Raw genomic sequence first — 20,595 nt, forward strand, 5'->3', positions numbered from 1 at the left:
GGCAAGCCAGCTCCCACAGTTGACTGTATTCACACATCAAAATGTGGGAGCGGGCTTGCCCGCGATGAGGCCCTCAACACCAACAGCAATTAGCCGACTAAACCGCGCACGATGAAGTACAGCAACGACGGCCCAAGCAAACACCCAAGCCCGGTATGGAAAGTGGCAGTCAGCGCGCCATACGGCACCAACCGCCGATCCGTCGCCGCCAGCCCCGCCGTCACCCCACTCACCGTGCCGGCCAGCCCACCAAACACCATCGCCGAGCGCGGGTTATCCAGGCCCATCCAGCGCGCCGCCACGGGCGTGCCGACCATCACCAGAATCGCCTTGATCAACCCTGTCGCAATCGACAGCGCCATCACATCCGAGGTCGCGCCAATCGCCGCACCGGTCACAGGGCCAACGATGTAAGTCACGGCGCCCGCGCCGATGGTGGTCATGCTGATCGCATCGCGATACCCAAACGCCCAGGCCATGCTCGCGCCGACAATAAACGGCAGGATGGTGCCCAGCAGCAACGCAATCACACCGATCAGCCCGGCTTTACGCGCCTCGGTGGCCTGCACTTCAAACGCGGTGGCAACAATGGCGAAATCGCGCAGCATCGCGCCGCCCATCAAGCCAATGCCGGAGAACAGCGCCATGTCCGCCAGGCCTTTTTGCCCGCCGGTGAGTGTGCCGCCGACCCAGGCCAACACCAGCCCGATCACGATGGCAATCGCCGAGCCATGAATGCGCCCGAACGTCAGGCGCTTGGACAGCACCACGGAAACCCACATCACCACACCGACGAAGGCAAACGCGGTGACCAGGCTGTTATTTTCCAAACCTTTTTCAATCAGAGGCCACATATCAGCGACCTCCCGCAGCAGCGATCAGCGGCTCTTCGGCGGGCAAGGGTTCACCCTTGTGCGTGCGGCTGATCAGAGCAATGGTGCAACCGCAGACCACCACCGAACCGATGGCGGCCAGCACAGCGACCGGGCCGCCGTGCAGCGCGGTCACCACGTTTTGTTGTGCGGCCATCGCCACCACCACCGGAATGTACATGGCGCCCCAAAAGCCCACGCCCATTTCGCAGTCCTTGGTCATGCCACCGTGTTTTTGCATCCACAAGCGCGCGCAGATCAACAGGATCATGGCGATCCCGACGCCGCCCACATTGGATTTGACGCCCAGCAACACACCGAGCATGTCGCCAAGGATCACTCCCGCCAACATGCAGATCGCCAGCAAGGCCACACCATAAATAATCATCGTTGTTGTCCTCAAAGTGCTTCATCGAAATTGTTGTTTTTGTGCTTCGAAAGCCTTGGGTGGAGCTTTATCGGTGGCGGCGTTCCTCCTCTTGCAGCAGGGCCTGCAGGGTGTCCAGGCGCGCGCCTTCGCAGGCAATCACCGTGCCCTGCTCAAACACGCGGCGTGACAGGCCAGTGAGCACCGCGCCCGGCGGCAGTTCGATTTGCAGGCGCACACCACGCTCGTAGGCGCTTTGCACGGTGCCGCGCCAATCGACGATGCGGCACATGTTGAAGGCCAGGTCGTCGCGCAGTTGCTCGGGGTTGTGAATCGGCCGCGCGCGGGTGCTGCTCAGGTAGGTAATGCGCGGCGCCTTGAGCGTGACGAATGCTTGCGCCAGCGCCTGGGCAGGCGCCTCCAGCAGCGCGCAATGCGACGGCACGCTGACCGCCAGGCGCTTGGCGACGCCGTTGCCCTTGATGCGCGCTGCGACGAGCTTCATCGCCGCATCGCTGCCAGCAATCACGGTTTGGTTATCGGCGTTGATGTTGGCCAAATACACCGGCGTTTGCGGGCTATGGATGTCGCTCAGTATGTTTTCGACTGTGGATAACTCAGGGCCGATCAGCGCGGTCATCCCAAAGCCTTGTGGATAAGCGTTTTGCATCAGCTCGCCGCGCAAGCTGACCAGTTTTACCGCGTCGGCAAACGCCAGGGCGCCCGCGATAACTGCCGCCGGGTAGGCGCCGATGGACAGGCCCGCCACGTAATCCGGCGTGTGTTGCAGCTGACGGGCATGGGCCACGCCGACAATCAGCAGGCACAGTTGAACAGCACGCGTACTCACCAAGGCTTGCGCCGAATCGAGCAGGCGAACGTCTTCACCCAAGGCATCACTGGCTTCATCCAGAACGTCGGCCGCCAGCGCGCGGAGCATGCCCGTACGCTGGGCGCCCTGCCCCGGAAATACCAGAAGGCTGCTCATGCCACCGCCTGCCACGGGTCAACTACCAAGTGCGCGCCGCTGACGGTTTTCAGCAGTACTCGGCGCGAGCCTCCCGCCCACTCGCGCAAGGCGACGGCGCCAAACGGGGTTTGCAGTTGCAGGTCCACGGCACACGGCGCCGTGTCCAATATCGCGAGCAGGTCCTCGGCATCACCGCGCTCCAAACGCTGGGGCGTGCGCAGGATCAAATCCAGGTCGCTCTGCGCATGCAGTGCTTCAACTCCACTGGCCAACTCAAAACCCGCGCTGCCCGTGACGCCCCACGTCTCCTGCGCTAACACTGGCCGCAATAGATCGAGCGCGCGCAACGCCGGTAAATCCCGTGGTGAGGTCACACCGCGCAGCGCCTCGGGCACTACTCGCCGTTGCACCGCCGCGATGGGCATCACGGCCGCAAACCGCTGCTCACGCAAACGCCCGCGTACGCCGACGGCCACCCGGCCCGGCTCGGCGATGGCGCGACGCACCACCACCGGGTGGCCGGCGTTGATCGCGTCCACCGCCCAAGCCGGCGCGTCGGCGGGCAGATGCGCCGGGGCCATGCCCCAGAGCAAATCGTGAGCGTTCACCATTGCTCCCGCAGCAGTTGGCGTACGTGGCTGGAAGCGGCACGGTTGGTGGCGCCCAGGCGTCCTTTTAAATCGGGGCCCGCGACATCGTCGATGGCGTGCAGCAGGCAATCACTGACGCGCACCACATCGTCCGCCGTGGGGTGTTCAATCTGACTGACCGACAGCGTCTCCCAGAGCAAACCAAGGCTGGCATAACTGTCGATGTCGTAGGCCATCGGCGGCACGCTGGCGGCCAGGGCTTCCAGCTCTTCGACACTGCGCAGGGTCACCCGCGCCGCCGACGCCTTGCCCATCGCATGCACCATCACGCCGGGATCGCGCAGAGCAATCAGGCGGTTGGCCTGGTAGCCGTGGGCGAGGAACGCGCCGGACATGGCCTTGCCCACCAGCAGCGCGATCACCGGGTGCCCGGCCAACCGAGCGCGGGCGTAGCTGTCGGCGGCGGCGGCCAGGGCTTGATGGATGCCCAAGGCTTCTTCGCGACGGCCATAGGCTTGGCTGGGCACATCGACGATGGCGATGATCGGGCGCTTGTCGCCACGGGCGATGGCATCGTCCACGGCTTTGGCCAGGCCCCAGCCTTCGAGCAGGCCGACTTCGCCATTGCGCGCCCGCGGGAAACGGTTGTGCGCGTCGGTGACCACGGCGATGAAGCGCACGGCTTGCTCACCCAATACGCCGTCGGCGACTTTCAGCGAGGCCGGCAAACCGTCCACAGGTGTGGCGCCGGCACTCAATGCGTTGAACCACTGCAGGCCTCTCATGAGCGATCTCCTTGGTACAGGTCGCGCACCGTCGCCGCGTCAATTTGCGGCGTGGCGTCCAGCTCGGTCAGGCGCGTCAGGTAGAAATCGACCTGACGGCTGCGCGGGTGTTCGGGCATACCTTGTTGCAACAGCGCGGTAACCGTCTGTTGGATCTGCGCCACATCGTCCGCCACGTAACGGTCAGCCAGGCCGCTGTTGAAGCGTTGCTCGCCGCCGGTGAGGCTCCAGATAAACGGGCGGTCGCGGGAGTCGTATTCTTCCAGGCCTGCCTCCTGCTCGATCACTTGCGGGCCATTCAGGCCCAGGCGTGCTTCGCGAGTGACCACAAGGTAGCTGCACAGCCCAGCGGCGATGGACATGCCGCCAAAGCAACCGACACTGCCGGCCACCACGCCGATCACCGGCTGGTACTGACGCAGGTCGACAATCGCCGCGTGGATATCGGCAATCGCCGCCAGGCCGAGGTTGGCTTCCTGCAAGCGCACGCCGCCGGTTTCCAGCAACAGCACCGCGCCGGTCGGGATGCCCTTGCGGTTGTCTTCAGCCGCCAATTCCAGCGCACCGGCAATTTTTGCACCGCCCACTTCACCGAGGCTGCCGCCCTGAAAGTTGCCTTCGATAGCGGCCACCACCACCGGCTTTCCGGCGAGGCTGCCTTTGGCGATCACCACGCCGTCATCGGCCTGGGGCACCACGCCTTGACGGCTGAGCCAGGGCGACATCACGCGTTGGAAGGGGTCGATCAGTTCGCGGTACGTGCCGGCGTCGAGCAAGGCCTTGGCCCGCTGCCGGGCACCCAATTCAACGAAGCTGTGTTTGTTGAGCAAGTCAGTCATGGCCGATCTCCTCGAAGCCTTGCTCCAGGCGCAAACGCACCACGCCGGGCGTGGCGCCGAAGTCGTGGATATCGATCTTCAACGCCGGCGGCGTGTGCTCCTGAAAGATCCGCTCGAACAGATGCTGCCAGCGCTGTTCGGCGCCATTCACCGAGGTCTGCACCTGGATGGTCAGCGTGCCGGGCGTGCCAGGTTCCAGCAGCACTTCCAGGTCGCCGGAGCCGACGCAACCCACCAGCGCACGGCCTTTGGGCGGCTGCCCGGCGGGGAATTCAAAGGATAAGGTTTCCATCAAAACGCTCCGTCGAGGCGGTCGATAAACAGGCAGGCGGCCAACAGGTCAGCGGCGCCGCCGGGGGAGGCATTCAGGGCCAGCAGTTGGTCGTCGAGTTCGTGCAATTGGCGGCGACCGGCGAGGGTCGCGCTGCCGCCTGCGTCCAGCACCGCTTGGGCGCCGCGTTGCATGGCGTGCAGGCCTTCGGTGCCGGCGCGGTAGAGCACGCAGGTGTCGGCCAGGTCAGTCATGATCGCGAGCAAGGCATCCAGGCGTGCGTTCTGCTCACCGGCGTTTTGCTGGCGGCTCTTGTGCAGTTGCGGCAGGCCACGTTGCGTCACGGACGGGAAGCCCAGTTGTGCTTCTTCACGGGCGCCGCGCGCGCCGTAGCGTTGAGCAACCTGGGCGCCGTGGCTCAGCGGCTGCGGGGCGTAGCGGTCGTTGAGCAGGGCCAACTTGGCCGCCGTCAGCGTGACGCTGCGTGGCTCCAGCGCCGCAGCAGCAGTGAGCAAACCGAGCGCCCAGATCGCGCCGCGATGGGTGTTCACGCCATTGGTGGTGGTGAGCATCGCCTGCTCGCCTTCCCGGCCGATACGCCCGAGGGCTTCGCGCAAAGGCAAACCCACTTCGCCGAACTCAAGCGCGGCTTCCGCCATCTCCTTGAACATCGGCCACAGCGACAGTGCCGAAGCGTGCATCAGGCCCAGGTGCAAATCGCTATGGGCACCGTTACCGCGGCGGTCCACCAAGGCCGGTTTGGGCGACAGGTCCGCCTCATCGATCAGCGCGTCGACGGCCATGTCTGCCAGGCGATCAGCCAGGCTCAGTTCATGCAGTTTGAGCGCGCGCATTTACCAGCTCCTGAATTTGGCGGGCGGGTTGTACAAGCCACCGGACCACTCCACCAGGTCGGCCACGCTCTTGGCGGCCAACAGCTCGCGGGTGGCGTCGGTGCGGCGAATGCCGAGGTCTTCGGGCAAGGCGATCAAGCCTTCGCGGCGCATGCGCGCGGTGTCCTTGGGGTTGTGGCGCAGGCCGATGGCGGTGACGCCAGCGACGGCGGCGATCATCGCTTGGCGCTCTTCCAGCGAGCGCGCCTTGTACAGGTAGGCGATGCCTTCTTCGGTGAGCAGGTGGGTGACGTCGTCGCCGTAGATCATGATCGGCGCCAGCGGCATGCCGCTTTTGCGCGCCACTTCGACGGCGTCGAGGGTCTCGACGAAAGTGGGTTTGCCGCCTTCCTGGAAGGTTTCGACCATCTGCACCACGAGTTTTTTGCCGCGTTCGAGCAGGGCTTGCGGCGCGTCATCGTGGCGCATGTCCAGCCAGGCCGGGGTGCCATGCCGACGGCCGCGCGGGTCGTGGCCCATGTTCGGCGCGCCGCCAAAACCGGCGAGGCGGCCACGGGTCACGGTGGAGGAATGCCCGTCGCCATCCACTTGCAGGGTGGCGCCGATAAACAGGTCCACGGCGTATTGGCCGGCGAGCTGGCAGAACATCCGGTTGGAGCGCATCGAGCCGTCGCGGCCGGTGAAGAACACATCAGGCCGCGCGGCGATGTAGTTTTCCATGCCCAGTTCGGTGCCAAAGCAATGCACGCTTTCCACCCAGCCGCTTTCGATGGCAGGGATCAAGGTTGGGTGTGGGTTGAGGGTCCAGTTGCGGCAGATTTTGCCTTTAAGGCCGAGGGATTCGCCGTAAGTCGGCAGGATCAATTCGATGGCGGCGGTGTTGAACCCAATGCCGTGGTTGAGCGACTGCACATTGTGTTTTTCGTAGATGCCACGGATCGCCATCATCGCCATCAGCACATGCACCGGCTTGATATGGCGCGGGTCGCGGGTGAACAGCGGCTCGATGTAGAACGGCTTGTCGGCCACCACCACAAAATCCACCCAGCTTGCGGGGATGTCGACGCGGGGCAAATCGGTAACGTCATCCACCAACTGGTTGACCTGCACGATGACGATGCCATCGCTGAACGCGGCAGGCTCGATCAACGCCGGGGTGTCTTCGGTGCTGGCGCCGGTGTAAATGTTACCGGCGCGGTCGGCCATGAAACCGGCCGAGAGCACGACGTTGGGAATCAGGTCCACCACCAGCCGCGCGTAGAGTTCGATGTAGGTGTGGATCGCGCCGATTTCCAGCAGGCCGTCTTCCAGCAGCTGGCTGATGCGCAGGGATTGGGTGCCGGCGAAAGAGAAGTCGAGCTTGCGGGCGATGCCCTTTTCAAACAGGTCCAAGTGCTCGGAACGGCCGACACTGGGCATGATCATGTGCAAATCGTGGAGCTTGGCCGGGTCGGCCTTGGCCAGGGAGCGCGAGAGGAAGTCGGCCTGCTTCTGGTTGTTGCCTTCCAGCACCACGCGGTCGCCAGGGAGGATCAGCGCCTCCAGGGCCTCGACGATTCTGTCACTGGGCAACACCGCCCCGTCTGCGTATTTTTTGACCAGCCCGAGGCGCCGCTGCTTCTCGTCGCGCCGCCGCGTCCAGCGCGAGTCGGGGGTGATGGTTGTTGTCATGGTCGCTCCACGGGGTTTGCTGTCGTGGGCTGTACCTTAGGAGTGAACGTGGGGGGTATCAATCAAGCCCAACGGCGGATCGTTACGGTTGGAGTAACGGATCGTCAGCAATCGCGGACTCAAGCCGAACAAAGATTAAAAATGGGGGAGCTGGCTTGCCTGCGATTGCGGACTGTCAGTCGACATATCTGCAGCTGATCTACCGCTATCGCAGGCAAGCCAGCTCCCACATTTGATTGGCGGTGTTGCGAAGAATCACGTCATTGCCACTGACGCACAGCCAACACATCTTCCACTCTATTCAGCAGAGACATCGCGCCATCCATCAACTGCCCAAGCAATGCCTCATCCTCATCCATATACCCTTCATATTCCGCCAGGTTTCGGCGCTCATGACATAACGCCAGTAACCTCACCTGCACCCTGCTCACGTCGGCGGAGTGAATCAGACATCGAAAGACCAGATAGCGTTTGTCAGAACGATACCCTTGCAGGCGCAAGGCCGTGAGCGCGATGGCGTGGGCGGCGTTGTAGGCCAAGTCGAAACGACTGGCGAACGATAGCTGTGGGTTACCCGCATCCCTTAACCGATCCCGCGCCGAGCGCATCAGCCCGTCACACTCCTTGCGATCCGGCGGCTCAGCCTTCAAGCCACCGCTACGTTGCAGATTTTCCAGATTTGCCTTGCTGTCCATCCATGGATTCCAGGGGGTTGCCCCCGATCAGATTGATCTTGTCCTGCTGCACGACCCGCTGCACAAAACTGTTCCCGGCATTCCATTTGCCGATCCAGTCTTCAGGGGTGTAAAGCGTTGGGTTGATGGTGCGACCCAGTTGCTCTTCCAGCGGTATGAGCTGCTCCATGACTTCACTGTAGTTGAGGCTTTGGCCGATCAGCATCAGATCTATGTCACTGGATGAGTGCGCCTCACCCTTGGCGATGGAGCCGTAGATAAAGGCCCAGGTTATCTGCTCGGCGAACGGTGCCAATGCATTGCGCACGGGTTCATCCAGGCTCAGGGTCTTGCGCACGATGGCCAACAACTCCGAGTAAATCGGGCATTGGGGGTTGGCCTGGTAATGGGTCTGATTGCCTTGGCGCGTCATGCTCAAGATACCCGCCAACTGCAAACGCTCCAGCTCGCGGGTAAGGCTGCCCTTGCCCACCTGGGCCCAACGCGCGATTTCATTGGTGAAAAAACTTTGATCGGGCTTGCCGAAAAGCAGGCCCAGCACTTTCTGCTGAGTGTTGGTGAAGAGTGCAGTGCTGAGCGGCAAGGTTTGCATGGCAGCGGCCAAAGAGTCCCAAAAAGGGAACGATAGGTCCCTTTTTGGGAACGATCAAGTTTTAAGGGGATGGGATATTGGAAATGATCAATCAGCAAATACTGGATTTGAGCCGAATGAAGATCGAAAGGTGGGAGCTGGCTTGCCTGCGATAGCGGTGGGTCAGCTATTAAGATGTCGACTGACACGCCGCCATCGCTGGCAAGCCAGCTCCCACATTTGTTCGGTGGTGTCTGTTAAAAATCGGTCCCTGTTTGGGACCGCTTCAACCTACCGGCGCAGGGCTGACGTGTTCCAGCGCTCTATCAACCAGTAACTGACTCAACTCGGCCATTTGCTGAATGCCGAGCATGATTGCGCGCTGGGAGGTGTCCAGGTTGAAGGCCAGATTGCAGGTCATGGCGTTTAGCGAGGACAAAGTTTCGCTGGCGTTGACCAGCAGGGTTTCAGTGTTCTGATGGGGGTCTACGGTGAAAAGCTTGGAAGCAGGTGGATTGGGGGTAGGTTTGACCATGATGAAACTCCTAAACAGTCAGTAAGGAGCGCCACCGTTCGCTTGCACGCGAATGAGGGTGGCGACCGTGCGCAGGTGTGCAAGACCGGGCCTGTTTAGGACACCCAGCAGGTCCGAAGACCTCCTGCGCGCAGCCGCCATAAAGCAGCGAGCACAAAAAACGCCCGTGGTTGGCTGGGCGTTTTTACGCCTAAACAGTTTCGTCGGACTTGCACGTCCGTGTCACCGTTTTTTTCGATGACGGAGCGAAGACTAGCCTCCATGACTACCCACAACAAGTTCACGCACAGCCCGAAATCTTGCGGGAAAAATCCGAGGCCCTCCTACAAATCTCAAAGCAAAAGCGCTTCCCGTGGCGAGCGGGCTTGCCCCGCGTTGGGCTGCGAAGCGGCCCCATTAAGGTAAACGCAGTGTGTCAGGTTTATAGAGACGGCAGGTTTGGGGCTGCTGCGCAGCCCAACGCGGGGCAAGCCCGCTCGCCACGAAAAATGGTGCAAGCCACAAGGGTCAGGCCAGGCCGGATTCGACCAACAAGGCTTCAAGCCCCATAAGGTCAGGCACCTTCGCCACATGTTCCCCCACTTGCACCGCCGCCAGTTCCAGCGGGCACAGCGGCACGTCCACGTAACTCAACTGGCTATCCAGCTTGTACGAACGCGGAATGCCCTGAATCACCATCGCAATAAACTTCAACGTCGGCCGCCCGCCCAGCGCGTTCAGCACCACAATCCGCGAGCGCTCGCCGGTCACGCTGGCCTCGCCGCACACGGCTTCAAAGCTGATCAACGGCAACTGCCGGTCGCGCCATGTGACTTGCCGCAGGTACCACGGCGGTGCGTCGCTGGCCGGTTCGCCGCGCTGGAAGTCGATCAGTTCGGCGATGGCGACGTTGGGCAGCACCAGGTGGCGGTCGGCCAGGGGCAGCAGCAGGCCGGTGAGTTGGCTGGTGCGGTGGTCAAGCATGGGACTTGCTCCAGTAGGCGATGCTTTCCAGCAGCACCGACTCTTGGTACGGCTTGCCGAGGTAGTCGTTGACGCCGATGGCCATGGCGCGGTCGCGATGTTTCTGGCCGGTGCGCGAGGTGATCATGATGATCGGCAGGCGCATCAGCCGGGGGTCGTTGCGCACCTGGATCGCCACTTCGAAGCCGTCCATGCGCGGCATTTCGATGTCGAGCAGCATCAGGTCCGGGGTGTGTTCTTCGAGCAACGCGATGGCGTCGATGCCGTCTTTGGCGGTGAGCACGTTCATGCCGTTGCGCTCCAGCAGGCGGCTGGTGACTTTGCGCACGGTGACCGAGTCGTCTACCACCAGCACCAGCAGCGGGCGTTTTTTCAGCGGGTCGTTGAGGATCAGCGGCGCGTCCACCGACTGGGCCGGCAACGCCGGTTGGCGGGCGCGGATGTGCGCCAGCAAGTCGATAATCAGCACCACGCGACCATCGCCCAGAATGGTCGCCCCGGACAAACCCTGCACGCCGGCAAACTGTGGCCCCAGGCCCTTGACCACGATCTCGCGCGTACCGGCCATGGCGTCCACGTGCACTGCCACGCGCCGCTCGTTGCATTGCACCAGCAGCACCGGCACGGGCTGGTATTGGCCGAGCAGTCTGGGCCGGGCGACGGTGTGCAGCAGGTCGCCCAAATAGAACAATTCATAACGCTGGCCGGCGTATTCGTAACGCGGCGGATCTTGCTGATAGTGCCCGGCCAGCTCATGGGGCAACACGCGCACCAGGCCTTCAATGGTGTTGAGCGGGATCGCATATTGGTCGTCCGCGCATTGCACCATCAGCGCGCGATTGACCGACACGGTAAACGGCAGGCGAATGCGAAAGTGCACGCCCGCGCCCGGCGTCGAGTCGATGAACATCGAGCCACCGAGCTGGCGCACTTCTTCGTGCACCACGTCCATGCCCACGCCGCGCCCGGAAATCTGGGTGATTTTTTCGGCGGTGGAAAAGCCCGGCTGCAGGATGAACTGCAACACGTCGCGGTCGCTCATGTCTTGATCAGGCGCGAGCAGGCCGCGCTTGATCGCCTTGCGCCGCACCGCGTCCAGGGGCACACCGGCACCGTCGTCGCGCATGTCGAAGACGATGTCGCCGCCTTCGTGGGTCAGGTCCAGGCTGATACGGCCCTTCTCGGGTTTACCGGCCAACACGCGCGCCTCGCGGGACTCCAGGCCATGGTCGACGGCATTGCGCAGCATATGTTCCAGCGGCGCCACCATGCGCTCCAGCACGTTGCGGTCCATCTCGCCTTCGGCATTGCCGACCACGAATTCAACGTCCTTGCCCAACTCCTCCGCCACCTGACGCACGATGCGCTTGAGGCGCGGCAGCATGCGTTCGAACGGCACCATGCGCGTGCGCATCAGGCCTTCTTGCAGCTCGGTGTTGATGCGTGCCTGTTGCTGCAACAGGTTGTGTGCATCCCCGTTGCGACGGTCGAGGGTTTCCTTGAGGTCCAGCAGGTCGGAGGCCGATTCGGACAGCGCGCGCGACAACTGCTGCAGCTGCGAATGACGGTCCATTTCCAGCGGGTCGAATTCTTCATAGCCCAGGCGCTCGGCCTCGGCCTGCTGACGACTGAGAATGCGGCCCTGGGTTTCGGTGTCGAGGCGGCGCAGTTGGTCACGCATGCGCTCGATGGTGGTTTCGACTTCGTTGAGCGCGATACGCGCGTCGTTGACTTGCTGCTCGATACGGCCACGGAAGATTGAGGTTTCACCGGCCAGGTTGACCAGATCATCAAGCAAGTCAGCGGAAATTTTCACCATGTCGGCGCCGGGGTCCACCGCCGCTTCGGCCTTGCCGGCCGGCAAGGCTACGGGCGCCAGCGGCTCATCACCGGGGTGCACCAGGCTTCTGATGCGCTTGATGAGTTTATCCACCGACCCCACCGGCAAACCGCCCGCCACCGCGTCGATCATCTGCGCCAGGCGGTCATGGCAGCCTTGCAGCAACGCGAACAATTCCGGCGACGGCGCAAGCAAACCGGCAGACAGGCCTTCGTAGAGAAACTCCAGCTCATGGGCCAAATCGCCAATCGGCCCGATTTCGACCATGCGCGCGCCGCCCTTGAGGGTGTGCAAGTCGCGCAGCAAGGTTTCCACCTCCTGACGATTGCTCGGCTCGGCCTGCCAGCGCAGCAACGCGCTGCTTGAACTGTCGAGAATATCGGCGGCTTCTTCGAGGAAGATATCCAGCAACTCGGGATCAGCCGCTGCGGTTTCAGGTTCTGTGGGCGCAGTGGCAGGCGCGTTGTTCTGGCGCAACGCGCGCAACTGCGCGATCAAGTCACTGGAGTCGCTCAGGGGTTGGTGGTCTTGCAGTTGATCGAGCTGCACGGCCAGCCGCTCATGGCTGGCCATCAATACTTGGGACAGTTCGGTCGAGTAACTGTAGCGGCGGTCCACCAGGCCTTCGTACAGGCATTCCAGCTCATGGGCGAGGTCGCCAATCGGGCCGATTTCGGCCATGCGCGCGCCGCCCTTGAGGGTGTGCAAATCCCGCTGCAACGACGACAACGGCGCCGCGCTGTCCGGCTCCAGCAGCCAGCGTTTCAGCGACTGCCCGGCGCTGTCGAGGATGTCCACTGCCTCTTCCAGGAAAATCTCGACGATCTCGTCGTCCATCGCCGTGTCCTGGCCCAACCGGGCCGTGGCGGCGCCCAGTTCGGAGATGCTTGGGGCGCGCCCGCCGTCGCTTTTGATCAGGCCGGTGGCGGACGGGTCGAGGGCTTCATCCAGCAGCTCGCGCAAGGCGTCTACCCGCGCCGGCGCCGGGCTGATTTCCTGGCCGGCCGCCAGTTGGTCGAGCATGTTGATCAGCGCTTCATGGGCCTGTTCGGCCTCATGGAAAAACCGTTCGCTGACCGCCAGACTGCTCTCTTCCACAGCGCCATAGAGGTCGAGCAAGGCTTCGCAGAGTTCGTCGATGGCGTGCAGGTCGGCGATGTGCGCGCCCTCGCCCAGGGTGGTCAACTCGTCCAGCAGCGCGGTCAGTTCCTGGCGTTCGCCGGGGTGTTGCTGCCAGCGGCGCAGCAGGCTTTCGGCATCCAGCAGGATGTCCATGCCCTGGGCCAGGAAGTTGCTGATCAGCTGCGCGTCGCGCTTGATGCGCAGCCCGGTGTTGGGCGCGTCGAGCAAGGCTTGCAGCTGCTGGTCGAGCAGGCTTTGCGTGCGGCTGATCAACTCTGCCGCGCCCTTGATCGGCACCAGCGGATCACTGTCCAGCTGACGCAACCCGCGCTGGAACAGGCCTTCGGCTTCCAGCAGCAGTTCCACTTCATCCAGGTCCAGCGGCAGACGGTGGGCCTTGTATTCGCGGGTCAGGTGATCGAGCGGTCGCGCCAGTTCGGCCATCGGCAACACGCCGGCCATGTAGGCGCTGCCCTTGAGGGTGTGCAGGGCACGTTGCAGTTCATCGCTGACTTGCAGCGGCATATGCTCGGCGGCCTGTTGCAGAAAGTGGTTGAGGCTTTCCAGGTGGCTCTGGGCTTCGTTGCGAAAGATCTCCAGCAACATCGGGTCATGGGGCTCTGCGGCCGGTTGAGTGCCGCTGGCCAAGGCATGGGCACGGGCCGCCAGGGCGTCGACTTCATCGCGCTGGCGTTGGTCGTCGGCCGCAAAGTCGGCGATCAGCTCCGGCAGCAGGGCCACGGCCTCATCCAGCACCTGTTGCACGTCAGCGTCGAGCGCCACGCTGCGTTCGAGCACACGGTTAAGCAGGTTTTCCACGGCCCAGGCCAGCTCGGCCAGTACCAGGGCGCGGACCATCCGGCCGCTGCCTTTGAGCGTGTGGAAGGCACGCCGCATCTCGCTTTGCGCGGTTTTTTCGGCGCTGTTGGGCAAGTAGCGGTGCAGCACTTCAAGGACTTCATCGGTTTCTTCGAGGAAGACTTCGCGCAGTTCATCGTCGACAGGTTCTTCGCCAACGGGCGGCGGCAAGAGGCTGCCCGGACGGTGCAGGGCAGGCGGATTCAGGCGTGACGTGGGGTTGGCCAACGCATCGAATTGGGACTGGCTCGGTGCGATCTCTGTCGACAGGGCGCCATCCGGCGCGGCCAGGGCCTGGCGCCAAGGCTTTTCGACCGGCAGATAGCCGAGTGCAGCCAGGCCTTGGGTGGCCAGCTCCAGCACGCGTTCGCCGGCGGCGTCGGGGTCCTGGAGCATGCGTTCCAGGTAGTATTCCAGGCTGCTGACCACGTCGGCGAAATGCGCCAGCTGCGCCTCGGGCGGTGGCGCAGCGCCGGTCATCAACTGTTCATCGACATAATCGGTGCAACCACGCATCAGGCTCGCCGCACGCGGCAGCGGAATCATCGCCAACGCGCCGCGCACCTGGCTGAGCAGCTCGGGCAGCGACTCCAGGCGCTGGCGGTCCCAATCGGCCTCAAGGCAATCGATCACCAGCTCTTTGGCCTGGCGCAGGCATTGGCAGGATTCGCGGATCACCAATTGATGAATCTGGGTCAGGTCGGTGGTGGGCAGGCGGCTTTCTTCGCGGCTCTCCGGCTCGACGGTGCCGGCCATGCCCGCCAGCGTGGCCTCGACGTAGAGCAAGGCGCCGGCAACATCCATCAACACCGCGTCATTGGGCTCGCGCTGGCCCTGCACCAGGCTCAGCACCACCGCCAGTTGATCGATGATGACCTTACGCGGCTGGCCAAAGCCCAGCACCGCCAAGGTGTCGGCGATCTGGCGCAGTGGCGCCAGCAGGGCATCGAGGTCGTTGGTGTGTTGGCGGTCGCTGCGCACGAACAGGTCGAGGCGCTCCTTGACCCGCACCAGTTCCTCGCACAAGGCGCCAAGCACCGAGCCCATGGCATTGCGGTCCGGTCCGGCCAAACGCGCACGCTCGGCATCGACCACGGCGCTGTCGGGCAAGGCTTCATCCAGCCCGTAGCGTTCCTTGAGGCTTTGCATGCGCGGCGTCGGCCGGGTGACCTTGGCCACGTAGAACAGCAAGCTTTTTAGCAGTTCATCCGGCGCGGGCTGGTTGATGCCGCCGATGCCCTGGACCAGCAGACGCTTGAGTTGCTTGTCGCTGGCCTTGAGCAGGCTGCGCAGCGCCGGGCTGTTGGCGATCACGCCGGTGAGCATGCCCTCGACCAGCGCCGAGGTGACTTGCCACAACGGCAGCAAGGGCGCACCCTGGCACAACGCTTCGAGGCGCGCGAACACCCGCGCCATGTCTTCCAGGTTGCTGGGGCCGTGGTCCTCGCGCAACAGACCGGCCAGGGCCTGTTGCAGCAGTTGATGCCACTGGCGCAGTTGCTCGTGAAGGTCCGGCAGTGTGCGTTGGGCCAAGGCCTCGTCGGGCAACGGCGCAATCGACAACAGCTGCGGGCTGAACAGGCTGGTCTCCGACAGCAGGCTTTCACCGCGCGCACTGCGCAGGTCGTTGAGCAGCGGCAACACCACCAGCGGCAGGTCGCGGCGGGCGCTGTGCACGCGGTCGAGGTACAGCGGCAGTTGCCCGAGGGCCTGTTGCAGCAGGCGGATGCTTTCATCGCGCTGGCTGACGCGCTCGGCTTGCAGGGCCAGGGCCAGCGCTTCGATCTCTTCGGCCAGCAGCGCTGCGCCGTAGAACTCGACCATCTGCAGCGCGCCATGCACTTGGTGGATACCGGCCAGGCACTCGGCAATGGCGTCGCTGTCGCGGGTTTCGACAAACGCGTCCAGCGCCGAACGGGCCTGTTTCAGGGTTTCGGCAATGTCGCCCTTGACCCATTCGAGGGCCACGTAGTCGTGCCGATCAACCATAACTGCTCCGCTTAGAATTCGTGAATTGCTGGTGTTGCCATGAACAATGGAGATCCACTGTGGGAGCTGGCTTGCCTGCGATGGCGGTGGGTCAGCCTCAGATGGATCAACTGACAGTCCGCTATCGCAGGCAAGCCAGCTCCCACAGTTGGACTGGGGTGTTGTCTAGCGTGCATTTCAATCGTCTACCGGTTTTGGCGGTGGCAGGGTGAAACCCGACACCGACCGGCGCAACTGGCTGGCCATCTTCGCCAGGTTGCCGATGCTCTCCGCCGTGGCGGTCGAGCCCGATGACGTTTGCGTGGTGATCTGCTGGATCACGTTCATCGTCAGGGAAATCTGCCCCGCCGACGAGGTCTGTTGCTGCGCCGCATTGGAAATACTCTGGATCAACGCCGCCAGGGTTTTCGACACGCCTTCGATCTCTTCCAGCGCCACCCCGGCGTCTTGCGCCAGCCGCGCGCCACGCACCACTTCGGTGGTGGTCTGTTCCATGGAAATAACCGCTTCATTGGTGTCGGTCTGGATCGCCCGCACCAGTGTTTCAATTTGGCGTGTGGCGGCGGATGAGCGCTCGGCCAACCGCTGCACTTCGTCGGCCACCACGGCAAACCCGCGCCCGGCGTCACCGGCCATGCTCGCCTGGATCGCGGCGTTGAGGGCAAGGATGTTGGTCTGGTCGGCAATGTCGTCGATCAGGCTGACGATGTCGCCAATCTCCTGGGACGACTCGCCCAGGCGTTTGATGCGCTTGGCGGTGTCCTGGATCTGCTCGCGAATGTTGTCCATGCCGTGGATGGTGTTGTGCACCACCTCATTGCCCTTGTTGGCAATTTCCACCGAGCGCTCCGCCACCGCCGAGGACTCGGCGGCGTTGGCCGACACCTGGTCGATGGATTGGGCCATCTGATTGATCGCAGTAGAGGCCTCGGCGATTTGCTGGGCCTGATGCTCCGAGGCCTGGGCCAGGTGCATGGCGGTGGCCTGAGTTTCCTGCACCGCACCGGCCACTTGCCCGGCCGTGAGGTTGATGGTCGCTACCAGATCGCGCAGCTGGTCCACCGAATAATTGATCGAGTCGGCGATGGTGCCGGTGAAGTCTTCGGTGACCGAGGCGGTCACCGTCAGGTCACCATCGGCCAGGTCCTCGATTTCATCGAGCAGACGCATGATCGCGTTCTGGTTGCGCTCGTTTTTCTCGGCGGTTTCATGCAACTGGCGGTTGGTCTCGCGCACCATCACCAGGCCAATCAGGATGATCGAGGTCAGCGCCAACAAGCCCAATACGTAGCCGCCGATGGTGTCAAAGCTGCGCCCGCTGGCGAGGTTTTCAAACCCGGTGGCCAGGTGCGAGGCTTCATCGAGCAGGGTTTGCGACAGGTTGAAAATATTGCTCGCCGAGGCGCGTACCTGGAACAGCTGCGGCGAGGTTTCGAGGATTTCATCCACGGAGCCGGAGACAAACTCAAACAGCTCGGCGATTTCCGCCAACCGCGCGCGGGCGTCGTGGTCTTCAACCTGAGCAATGCGCAGGCCGGCGTTGCCCTGGAGCATGCCGTTAAGCACTTGGCCAAAACGGTTGGCGTCGCGGCCAAAGGCATCGGCGGCCTGCACCGAGGTTTCGTCGCCGGCCAACACGGTGTTGACTGCGCCCAGGATACGTTCGGCCAGCAATGATTGGCGCTGGGCCAACACCACCTGGCTGGCCGGGGCGCCGCGTTGCAGCAGAATGTCGACGACCTTTTCCGATTCCATCTGCAATTGCGGCACGGTTTCGGCAAGCGTCGCGGCCACTTGGTGCAACGACAACACGGTCTGTTCGCTGGCGAGAATCGCGTCGGTATTTTTCAGCAGTGCTTCCCAATCGGTCTGCACCGCGCGCATTTCGGCGCGTACCGCGTTGGGTGCAGCCGGCAGGCCGGTCTCTGTATCGCCTTTTTTCAGATAGCCCCAGCGCTGGGCGAAGTCGTTGCGTGCATCGCCCAGCAGCTTGAACGCGGCCGCCTTCCCGGCGGCGGCTTCCGTGGCGTTTTTGGCGATGCGCTGGGACAGCACGCGCAGCTCACCGGCGTGGCCGATGTACTGCTTGTCGTACGTGGACTGGGTATTGAGGTACGCGAAGTTGGCGAACAACAGCATGATGAACACGATCAGCGCGATAAACAGCACGATGATCTGCGAACGGCTGCGCGATGCGGCTTGCGGTTTGGGCGTGGTAGCGGTGGTCATGCGGCAACATCCATGAAGCCTGGGGCCTGGGCCAAAGCGAAGGGGCTGAAGACCTGCCACAGCTGGTCACTGTCGAATTGGCCCTGAATAAACGGCGCGGTGGGCGCGGTGCTCGCCAACAGTGCGTCTTGTGCGAAATGCTGCATGCCCACCACCTCGTCCACCAGCAGCCCGACAAACAAGTCGTTGAATTCCACCACCAGCACTCGCCGTTGCTTGCGGGCCCTGGACAGCCCGAGGTCGAGGAACCCGCCCAGGTCCATCACCGGCAGCAAACGCCCGCGCAGGTTGGCCACGCCTTTGACCCAGGGCTTGACCCCGGGCATCAAGGTGCAGCGCGGTTCATGCAACACCTCGGCGACTTCGCCCATCGGCGCCACGTACCAATACGGCCCCAGGCGAAAACCGATCCCGCTCCAACGTTGCAGGCGGGTTTCCTGGGACGGCAGGTCGGCGGCCAGCAGGCGGCAGCGGCGGTCGATGTCCAGCAGCAGCTCGAAGGCGGTTTGTGACTCGGTCATGATGGCGTGCCGTCAGCCGGCCAACACCTTGTTCAGGGTGGCGATCAGGGTTTCTTCGTCCACGGGTTTGGTCAGGTAATCCTTGGCGCCCTGGCGTGCGCCCCAGATTTTGTCGGTTTCCTGATCCTTGGTGGTGATGATGATGATCGGGATGCCGTTGGTTTCCGGCTCCTTGGACAGCTGGCGGGTAGCCTGGAAGCCATTGAGGCCCGGCATCACGATGTCCATCAGCACGGCGTCGGGTTTTTCCTGGCGGGCCAGGGCCACGCCGTCTGCGCCGTTTTCGGCTTTGAGGACCTGGTGGCCGTGCTTTTCCAGCATGCCGGTCAGTTTGTACATTTCGGTCGGCGAATCGTCGACGATCAGAACACGTGCCATGGTTTTCCCCACTACATTGGTGGACGCCGGCCCTTGTGAGGCGGTGTCAGTGTGCTTGTTCTACTGCGGCGAAGCCGGGCACGTAGGCCTTGATCGCGCTCAGCAGTTCTTCCTTGCTGAAAGGCTTGGTCAAAAACTGATCGACACCCACGATGCGCCCCTTGGCCTTGTCGAACAGGCCGTCCTTGGAGGACAGCATGATCACCGGAATCGACTTGAACGCCGGGTTGTTCTTCACCAGCGCGCAGGTTTGATAGCCATCCAGGCGCGGCATCATGATGTCGACAAAGATAATGTGCGGGTGATGATCAACAATCCGGGCCAGTGCATCGAAACCGTCGATGGCCGTGATGACTTCGCACCCCACGTTCTTCAACAGGGTCTCGGCGGTGCGGCGGATCGTTTTCGAATCGTCGATCACCATCACTCTCAAGGCGTTGGAATGCTGTTCCATATCTGCTCTACCATCGCCACAGCGAATCGGTTTTCGGTGTGTACTGCCTGATGTTGCACAGGATGAGCGCTGCAAGCCTTGGAATTCAAGGGCTGCTGCACCGTGGGAGTCTTTTTAGCACAGTCTCCGGGCGCAATCTATCGAGCAACCGGCCAGGTGGTTTTTCCTTGACCCACAACAGCCGCAGCGCCACTCTGACGCCACTTTTATGCGCCCTAATTTGCTAGAGGAAATCCCCCATGAGCGTTCGCGTCGGCATTGTCATGGACCCTATTGCCAGCATTTCCTATAAAAAGGACAGCTCGCTGGCCATGCTCCTGGCCGCCCAGGCCCGCGGCTGGACCCTGTTCTATATGGAGCAGCGCGATCTTTACCAAGGCGACGGCGAAGCCCGCGCACGCATGCGCCCGCTGCAGGTGTTTGCCAACCCTGAAAAGTGGTTCGAGCTTGCGGATGAAATCGACAGCCCCTTGAGCGATCTGGACGTGATCCTGATGCGCAAGGACCCGCCGTTCGACATGGAATTCGTTTACTCCACTTACTTGCTGGAACAGGCCGAGCGCGCTGGCGTGCTGATCGTCAACAAGCCGCAAAGCCTGCGCGATTGCAATGAAAAGCTGTTCGCCACCCTGTTCCCGCAGTGCACCCCGCCTACCGTGGTGAGCCGCCGCGCCGATGTGTTGCGTGAATTCGCCGCCAAGCACGGCGACGTGATCCTCAAGCCGCTGGACGGCATGGGCGGCACGTCGATCTTCCGCCACCGCGCCGGCGACCCTAACCTGTCGGTGATCCTGGAAACCCTGACCGCGCTGGGCACCCAGCAGATCATGGGCCAGGCTTACATTCCGGCGATCAAGGACGGCGACAAACGCATCCTGATGATCGACGGTGAGCCGGTGGATTACTGCCTGGCGCGTATCCCGGCCGCAGGCGAAACCCGTGGTAACCTGGCAGCCGGCGGTCGCGGTGAAGCGCGTCCACTGTCGGACAAAGACCGTTGGATCGCTTCCCAAGTCGGCCCAACCCTGCGCGAAAAAGGCCTGCTGTTCGTAGGACTGGACGTAATTGGTGAGAATCTCACCGAAATCAACGTCACCAGCCCGACCTGCATTCGCGAGATCGACAACGCATTTGGCACGAACATCGGCGAAATGCTGATGGCGGCCATCGAGCGCAAGCTGCAAGCCAAGTGACATAGAACAGCCGGACACACACCAACAT

At 62.9% G+C, this 20,595-nt stretch carries 19 protein-coding genes; 1 reads left to right on the forward strand and 18 read right to left on the reverse strand.

The genetic code is table 11. The annotated features are described in order from the left end of the window. Positions 1-89: 89 nt before the first annotated feature. The 18 genes from madM to pilG form a co-directional block, all read right to left on the reverse strand. The gene (gene madM / locus ABWL43_RS27255; protein WP_145157686.1) at positions 90-854 is read right to left on the reverse strand and encodes a malonate transporter subunit MadM; all 765 of its coding nucleotides are present in this window, start codon (positions 852-854) and stop codon (positions 90-92) included. Between the two features lies 1 nt (position 855). Then, entirely contained in the window at positions 856-1,260 is a 405-nt protein-coding gene (gene madL / locus ABWL43_RS27260; RefSeq protein WP_106575654.1) for a malonate transporter subunit MadL, read from the reverse strand. Positions 1,261-1,327: 67 nt separating this feature from the next. Next, a complete protein-coding gene (gene mdcH / locus ABWL43_RS27265; RefSeq protein ID WP_404485638.1) occupies positions 1,328-2,227 on the reverse strand; it encodes a malonate decarboxylase subunit epsilon in 900 nt (299 codons plus the stop codon). Further along, positions 2,224-2,820: a malonate decarboxylase holo-ACP synthase gene (locus ABWL43_RS27270; RefSeq protein ID WP_404485640.1), complete on the reverse strand. Its 597-nt coding sequence runs from the start codon at positions 2,818-2,820 to the stop codon at positions 2,224-2,226. Before ABWL43_RS27270 ends, mdcH begins: the two co-directional genes overlap by 4 nt. Further along, positions 2,814-3,584: a biotin-independent malonate decarboxylase subunit gamma gene (gene mdcE, locus ABWL43_RS27275; protein WP_404485642.1), complete on the reverse strand. Its 771-nt coding sequence runs from the start codon at positions 3,582-3,584 to the stop codon at positions 2,814-2,816. The genes ABWL43_RS27270 and mdcE overlap by 7 nt, the downstream gene beginning before the upstream one ends. Continuing rightward, positions 3,581-4,423: a biotin-independent malonate decarboxylase subunit beta gene (locus tag ABWL43_RS27280; protein WP_404485645.1), complete on the reverse strand. Its 843-nt coding sequence runs from the start codon at positions 4,421-4,423 to the stop codon at positions 3,581-3,583. The genes mdcE and ABWL43_RS27280 overlap by 4 nt, the downstream gene beginning before the upstream one ends. After that, positions 4,416-4,715: a malonate decarboxylase subunit delta gene (locus tag ABWL43_RS27285; RefSeq protein WP_056857713.1), complete on the reverse strand. Its 300-nt coding sequence runs from the start codon at positions 4,713-4,715 to the stop codon at positions 4,416-4,418. The genes ABWL43_RS27280 and ABWL43_RS27285 overlap by 8 nt, the downstream gene beginning before the upstream one ends. Then, complete coding sequence (locus tag ABWL43_RS27290) at positions 4,715-5,548, reverse strand: triphosphoribosyl-dephospho-CoA synthase (RefSeq protein ID WP_404485649.1); 834 nt, start codon at positions 5,546-5,548, stop codon at positions 4,715-4,717. Before ABWL43_RS27290 ends, ABWL43_RS27285 begins: the two co-directional genes overlap by 1 nt. Beyond that, on the reverse strand, positions 5,549-7,219 hold the full coding sequence (gene mdcA, locus ABWL43_RS27295; RefSeq protein WP_145157701.1) for a malonate decarboxylase subunit alpha: 1,671 nt from the start codon (positions 7,217-7,219) through the stop codon (positions 5,549-5,551). Positions 7,220-7,479: 260 nt separating this feature from the next. Then, positions 7,480-7,914, reverse strand: a complete 435-nt coding sequence (locus ABWL43_RS27300) for a hypothetical protein (RefSeq protein WP_404485652.1) — start codon at positions 7,912-7,914, stop codon at positions 7,480-7,482. Beyond that, positions 7,877-8,506, reverse strand: a complete 630-nt coding sequence (locus ABWL43_RS27305; protein ID WP_404485655.1) for a nucleotidyltransferase domain-containing protein — start codon at positions 8,504-8,506, stop codon at positions 7,877-7,879. Before ABWL43_RS27305 ends, ABWL43_RS27300 begins: the two co-directional genes overlap by 38 nt. Positions 8,507-8,771: 265 nt before the next feature. Further along, positions 8,772-9,020 carry a DUF6124 family protein gene (locus tag ABWL43_RS27310; RefSeq protein WP_145157709.1) on the reverse strand — a complete coding sequence of 83 codons (249 nt, stop codon included), beginning with the start codon at positions 9,018-9,020 and terminating at the stop codon, positions 8,772-8,774. Between the two features lie 507 nt (positions 9,021-9,527). Continuing rightward, positions 9,528-9,983: a chemotaxis protein CheW gene (locus ABWL43_RS27315; RefSeq protein WP_053258465.1), complete on the reverse strand. Its 456-nt coding sequence runs from the start codon at positions 9,981-9,983 to the stop codon at positions 9,528-9,530. Next, positions 9,976-15,792, reverse strand: a complete 5,817-nt coding sequence (locus ABWL43_RS27320; RefSeq protein ID WP_404485659.1) for an Hpt domain-containing protein — start codon at positions 15,790-15,792, stop codon at positions 9,976-9,978. Before ABWL43_RS27320 ends, ABWL43_RS27315 begins: the two co-directional genes overlap by 8 nt. Positions 15,793-15,969: 177 nt before the next feature. Beyond that, positions 15,970-18,021 (reverse strand): methyl-accepting chemotaxis protein, encoded by a 2,052-nt coding sequence (locus ABWL43_RS27325; RefSeq protein WP_404485662.1) that lies wholly within the window; start codon positions 18,019-18,021, stop codon positions 15,970-15,972. Beyond that, the gene (locus ABWL43_RS27330; RefSeq protein ID WP_119737459.1) at positions 18,018-18,542 is read right to left on the reverse strand and encodes a chemotaxis protein CheW; all 525 of its coding nucleotides are present in this window, start codon (positions 18,540-18,542) and stop codon (positions 18,018-18,020) included. The genes ABWL43_RS27325 and ABWL43_RS27330 overlap by 4 nt, the downstream gene beginning before the upstream one ends. Positions 18,543-18,554: 12 nt before the next feature. Next, positions 18,555-18,920, reverse strand: coding sequence for a twitching motility response regulator PilH (gene pilH, locus ABWL43_RS27335; protein WP_014720320.1), 366 nt, complete (start codon positions 18,918-18,920; stop codon positions 18,555-18,557). Positions 18,921-18,966: 46 nt separating this feature from the next. Next, entirely contained in the window at positions 18,967-19,374 is a 408-nt protein-coding gene (pilG, locus tag ABWL43_RS27340; RefSeq protein ID WP_106575669.1) for a twitching motility response regulator PilG, read from the reverse strand. Between the two features lie 239 nt (positions 19,375-19,613). Between pilG and gshB the strand changes: the two genes are divergently transcribed. After that, entirely contained in the window at positions 19,614-20,567 is a 954-nt protein-coding gene (gene gshB, locus ABWL43_RS27345) for a glutathione synthase (protein ID WP_099550340.1), read from the forward strand. Positions 20,568-20,595 lie beyond the last annotated feature (28 nt).

The sequence above is a fragment of the Pseudomonas sp. HT11 genome, from assembly GCF_044875395.1.
Classification (GTDB): Bacteria; Pseudomonadota; Gammaproteobacteria; order Pseudomonadales; family Pseudomonadaceae; genus Aquipseudomonas.

Bases quoted from the DNA above. Each gene is read 5' to 3' on its own strand.
- ABWL43_RS27280 (WP_404485645.1), bottom strand. From the start codon at position 4,423: ATGACTGACTTGCTCAACAAACACAGCTTCGTTGAATTGGGTGCCCGG.
- mdcE (WP_404485642.1), bottom strand. From the start codon at position 3,584: ATGAGAGGCCTGCAGTGGTTCAACGCATTGAGTGCCGGCGCCACACCT.
- madM (WP_145157686.1), bottom strand. From the start codon at position 854: ATGTGGCCTCTGATTGAAAAAGGTTTGGAAAATAACAGCCTGGTCACC.
- pilH (WP_014720320.1), bottom strand. From the start codon at position 18,920: ATGGCACGTGTTCTGATCGTCGACGATTCGCCGACCGAAATGTACAAA.
- ABWL43_RS27310 (WP_145157709.1), bottom strand. From the start codon at position 9,020: ATGGTCAAACCTACCCCCAATCCACCTGCTTCCAAGCTTTTCACCGTA.
- pilG (WP_106575669.1), bottom strand. From the start codon at position 19,374: ATGGAACAGCATTCCAACGCCTTGAGAGTGATGGTGATCGACGATTCG.
- ABWL43_RS27285 (WP_056857713.1), bottom strand. From the start codon at position 4,715: ATGGAAACCTTATCCTTTGAATTCCCCGCCGGGCAGCCGCCCAAAGGC.
- ABWL43_RS27300 (WP_404485652.1), bottom strand. From the start codon at position 7,914: ATGGACAGCAAGGCAAATCTGGAAAATCTGCAACGTAGCGGTGGCTTG.
- madL (WP_106575654.1), bottom strand. From the start codon at position 1,260: ATGATTATTTATGGTGTGGCCTTGCTGGCGATCTGCATGTTGGCGGGA.
- ABWL43_RS27325 (WP_404485662.1), bottom strand. From the start codon at position 18,021: ATGACCACCGCTACCACGCCCAAACCGCAAGCCGCATCGCGCAGCCGT.
- ABWL43_RS27270 (WP_404485640.1), bottom strand. From the start codon at position 2,820: ATGGTGAACGCTCACGATTTGCTCTGGGGCATGGCCCCGGCGCATCTG.
- gshB (WP_099550340.1), top strand. From the start codon at position 19,614: ATGAGCGTTCGCGTCGGCATTGTCATGGACCCTATTGCCAGCATTTCC.
- ABWL43_RS27330 (WP_119737459.1), bottom strand. From the start codon at position 18,542: ATGACCGAGTCACAAACCGCCTTCGAGCTGCTGCTGGACATCGACCGC.
- ABWL43_RS27305 (WP_404485655.1), bottom strand. From the start codon at position 8,506: ATGCAAACCTTGCCGCTCAGCACTGCACTCTTCACCAACACTCAGCAG.
- ABWL43_RS27320 (WP_404485659.1), bottom strand. From the start codon at position 15,792: ATGGTTGATCGGCACGACTACGTGGCCCTCGAATGGGTCAAGGGCGAC.
- mdcH (WP_404485638.1), bottom strand. From the start codon at position 2,227: ATGAGCAGCCTTCTGGTATTTCCGGGGCAGGGCGCCCAGCGTACGGGC.
- ABWL43_RS27290 (WP_404485649.1), bottom strand. From the start codon at position 5,548: ATGCGCGCGCTCAAACTGCATGAACTGAGCCTGGCTGATCGCCTGGCA.
- ABWL43_RS27315 (WP_053258465.1), bottom strand. From the start codon at position 9,983: ATGCTTGACCACCGCACCAGCCAACTCACCGGCCTGCTGCTGCCCCTG.
- mdcA (WP_145157701.1), bottom strand. From the start codon at position 7,219: ATGACAACAACCATCACCCCCGACTCGCGCTGGACGCGGCGGCGCGAC.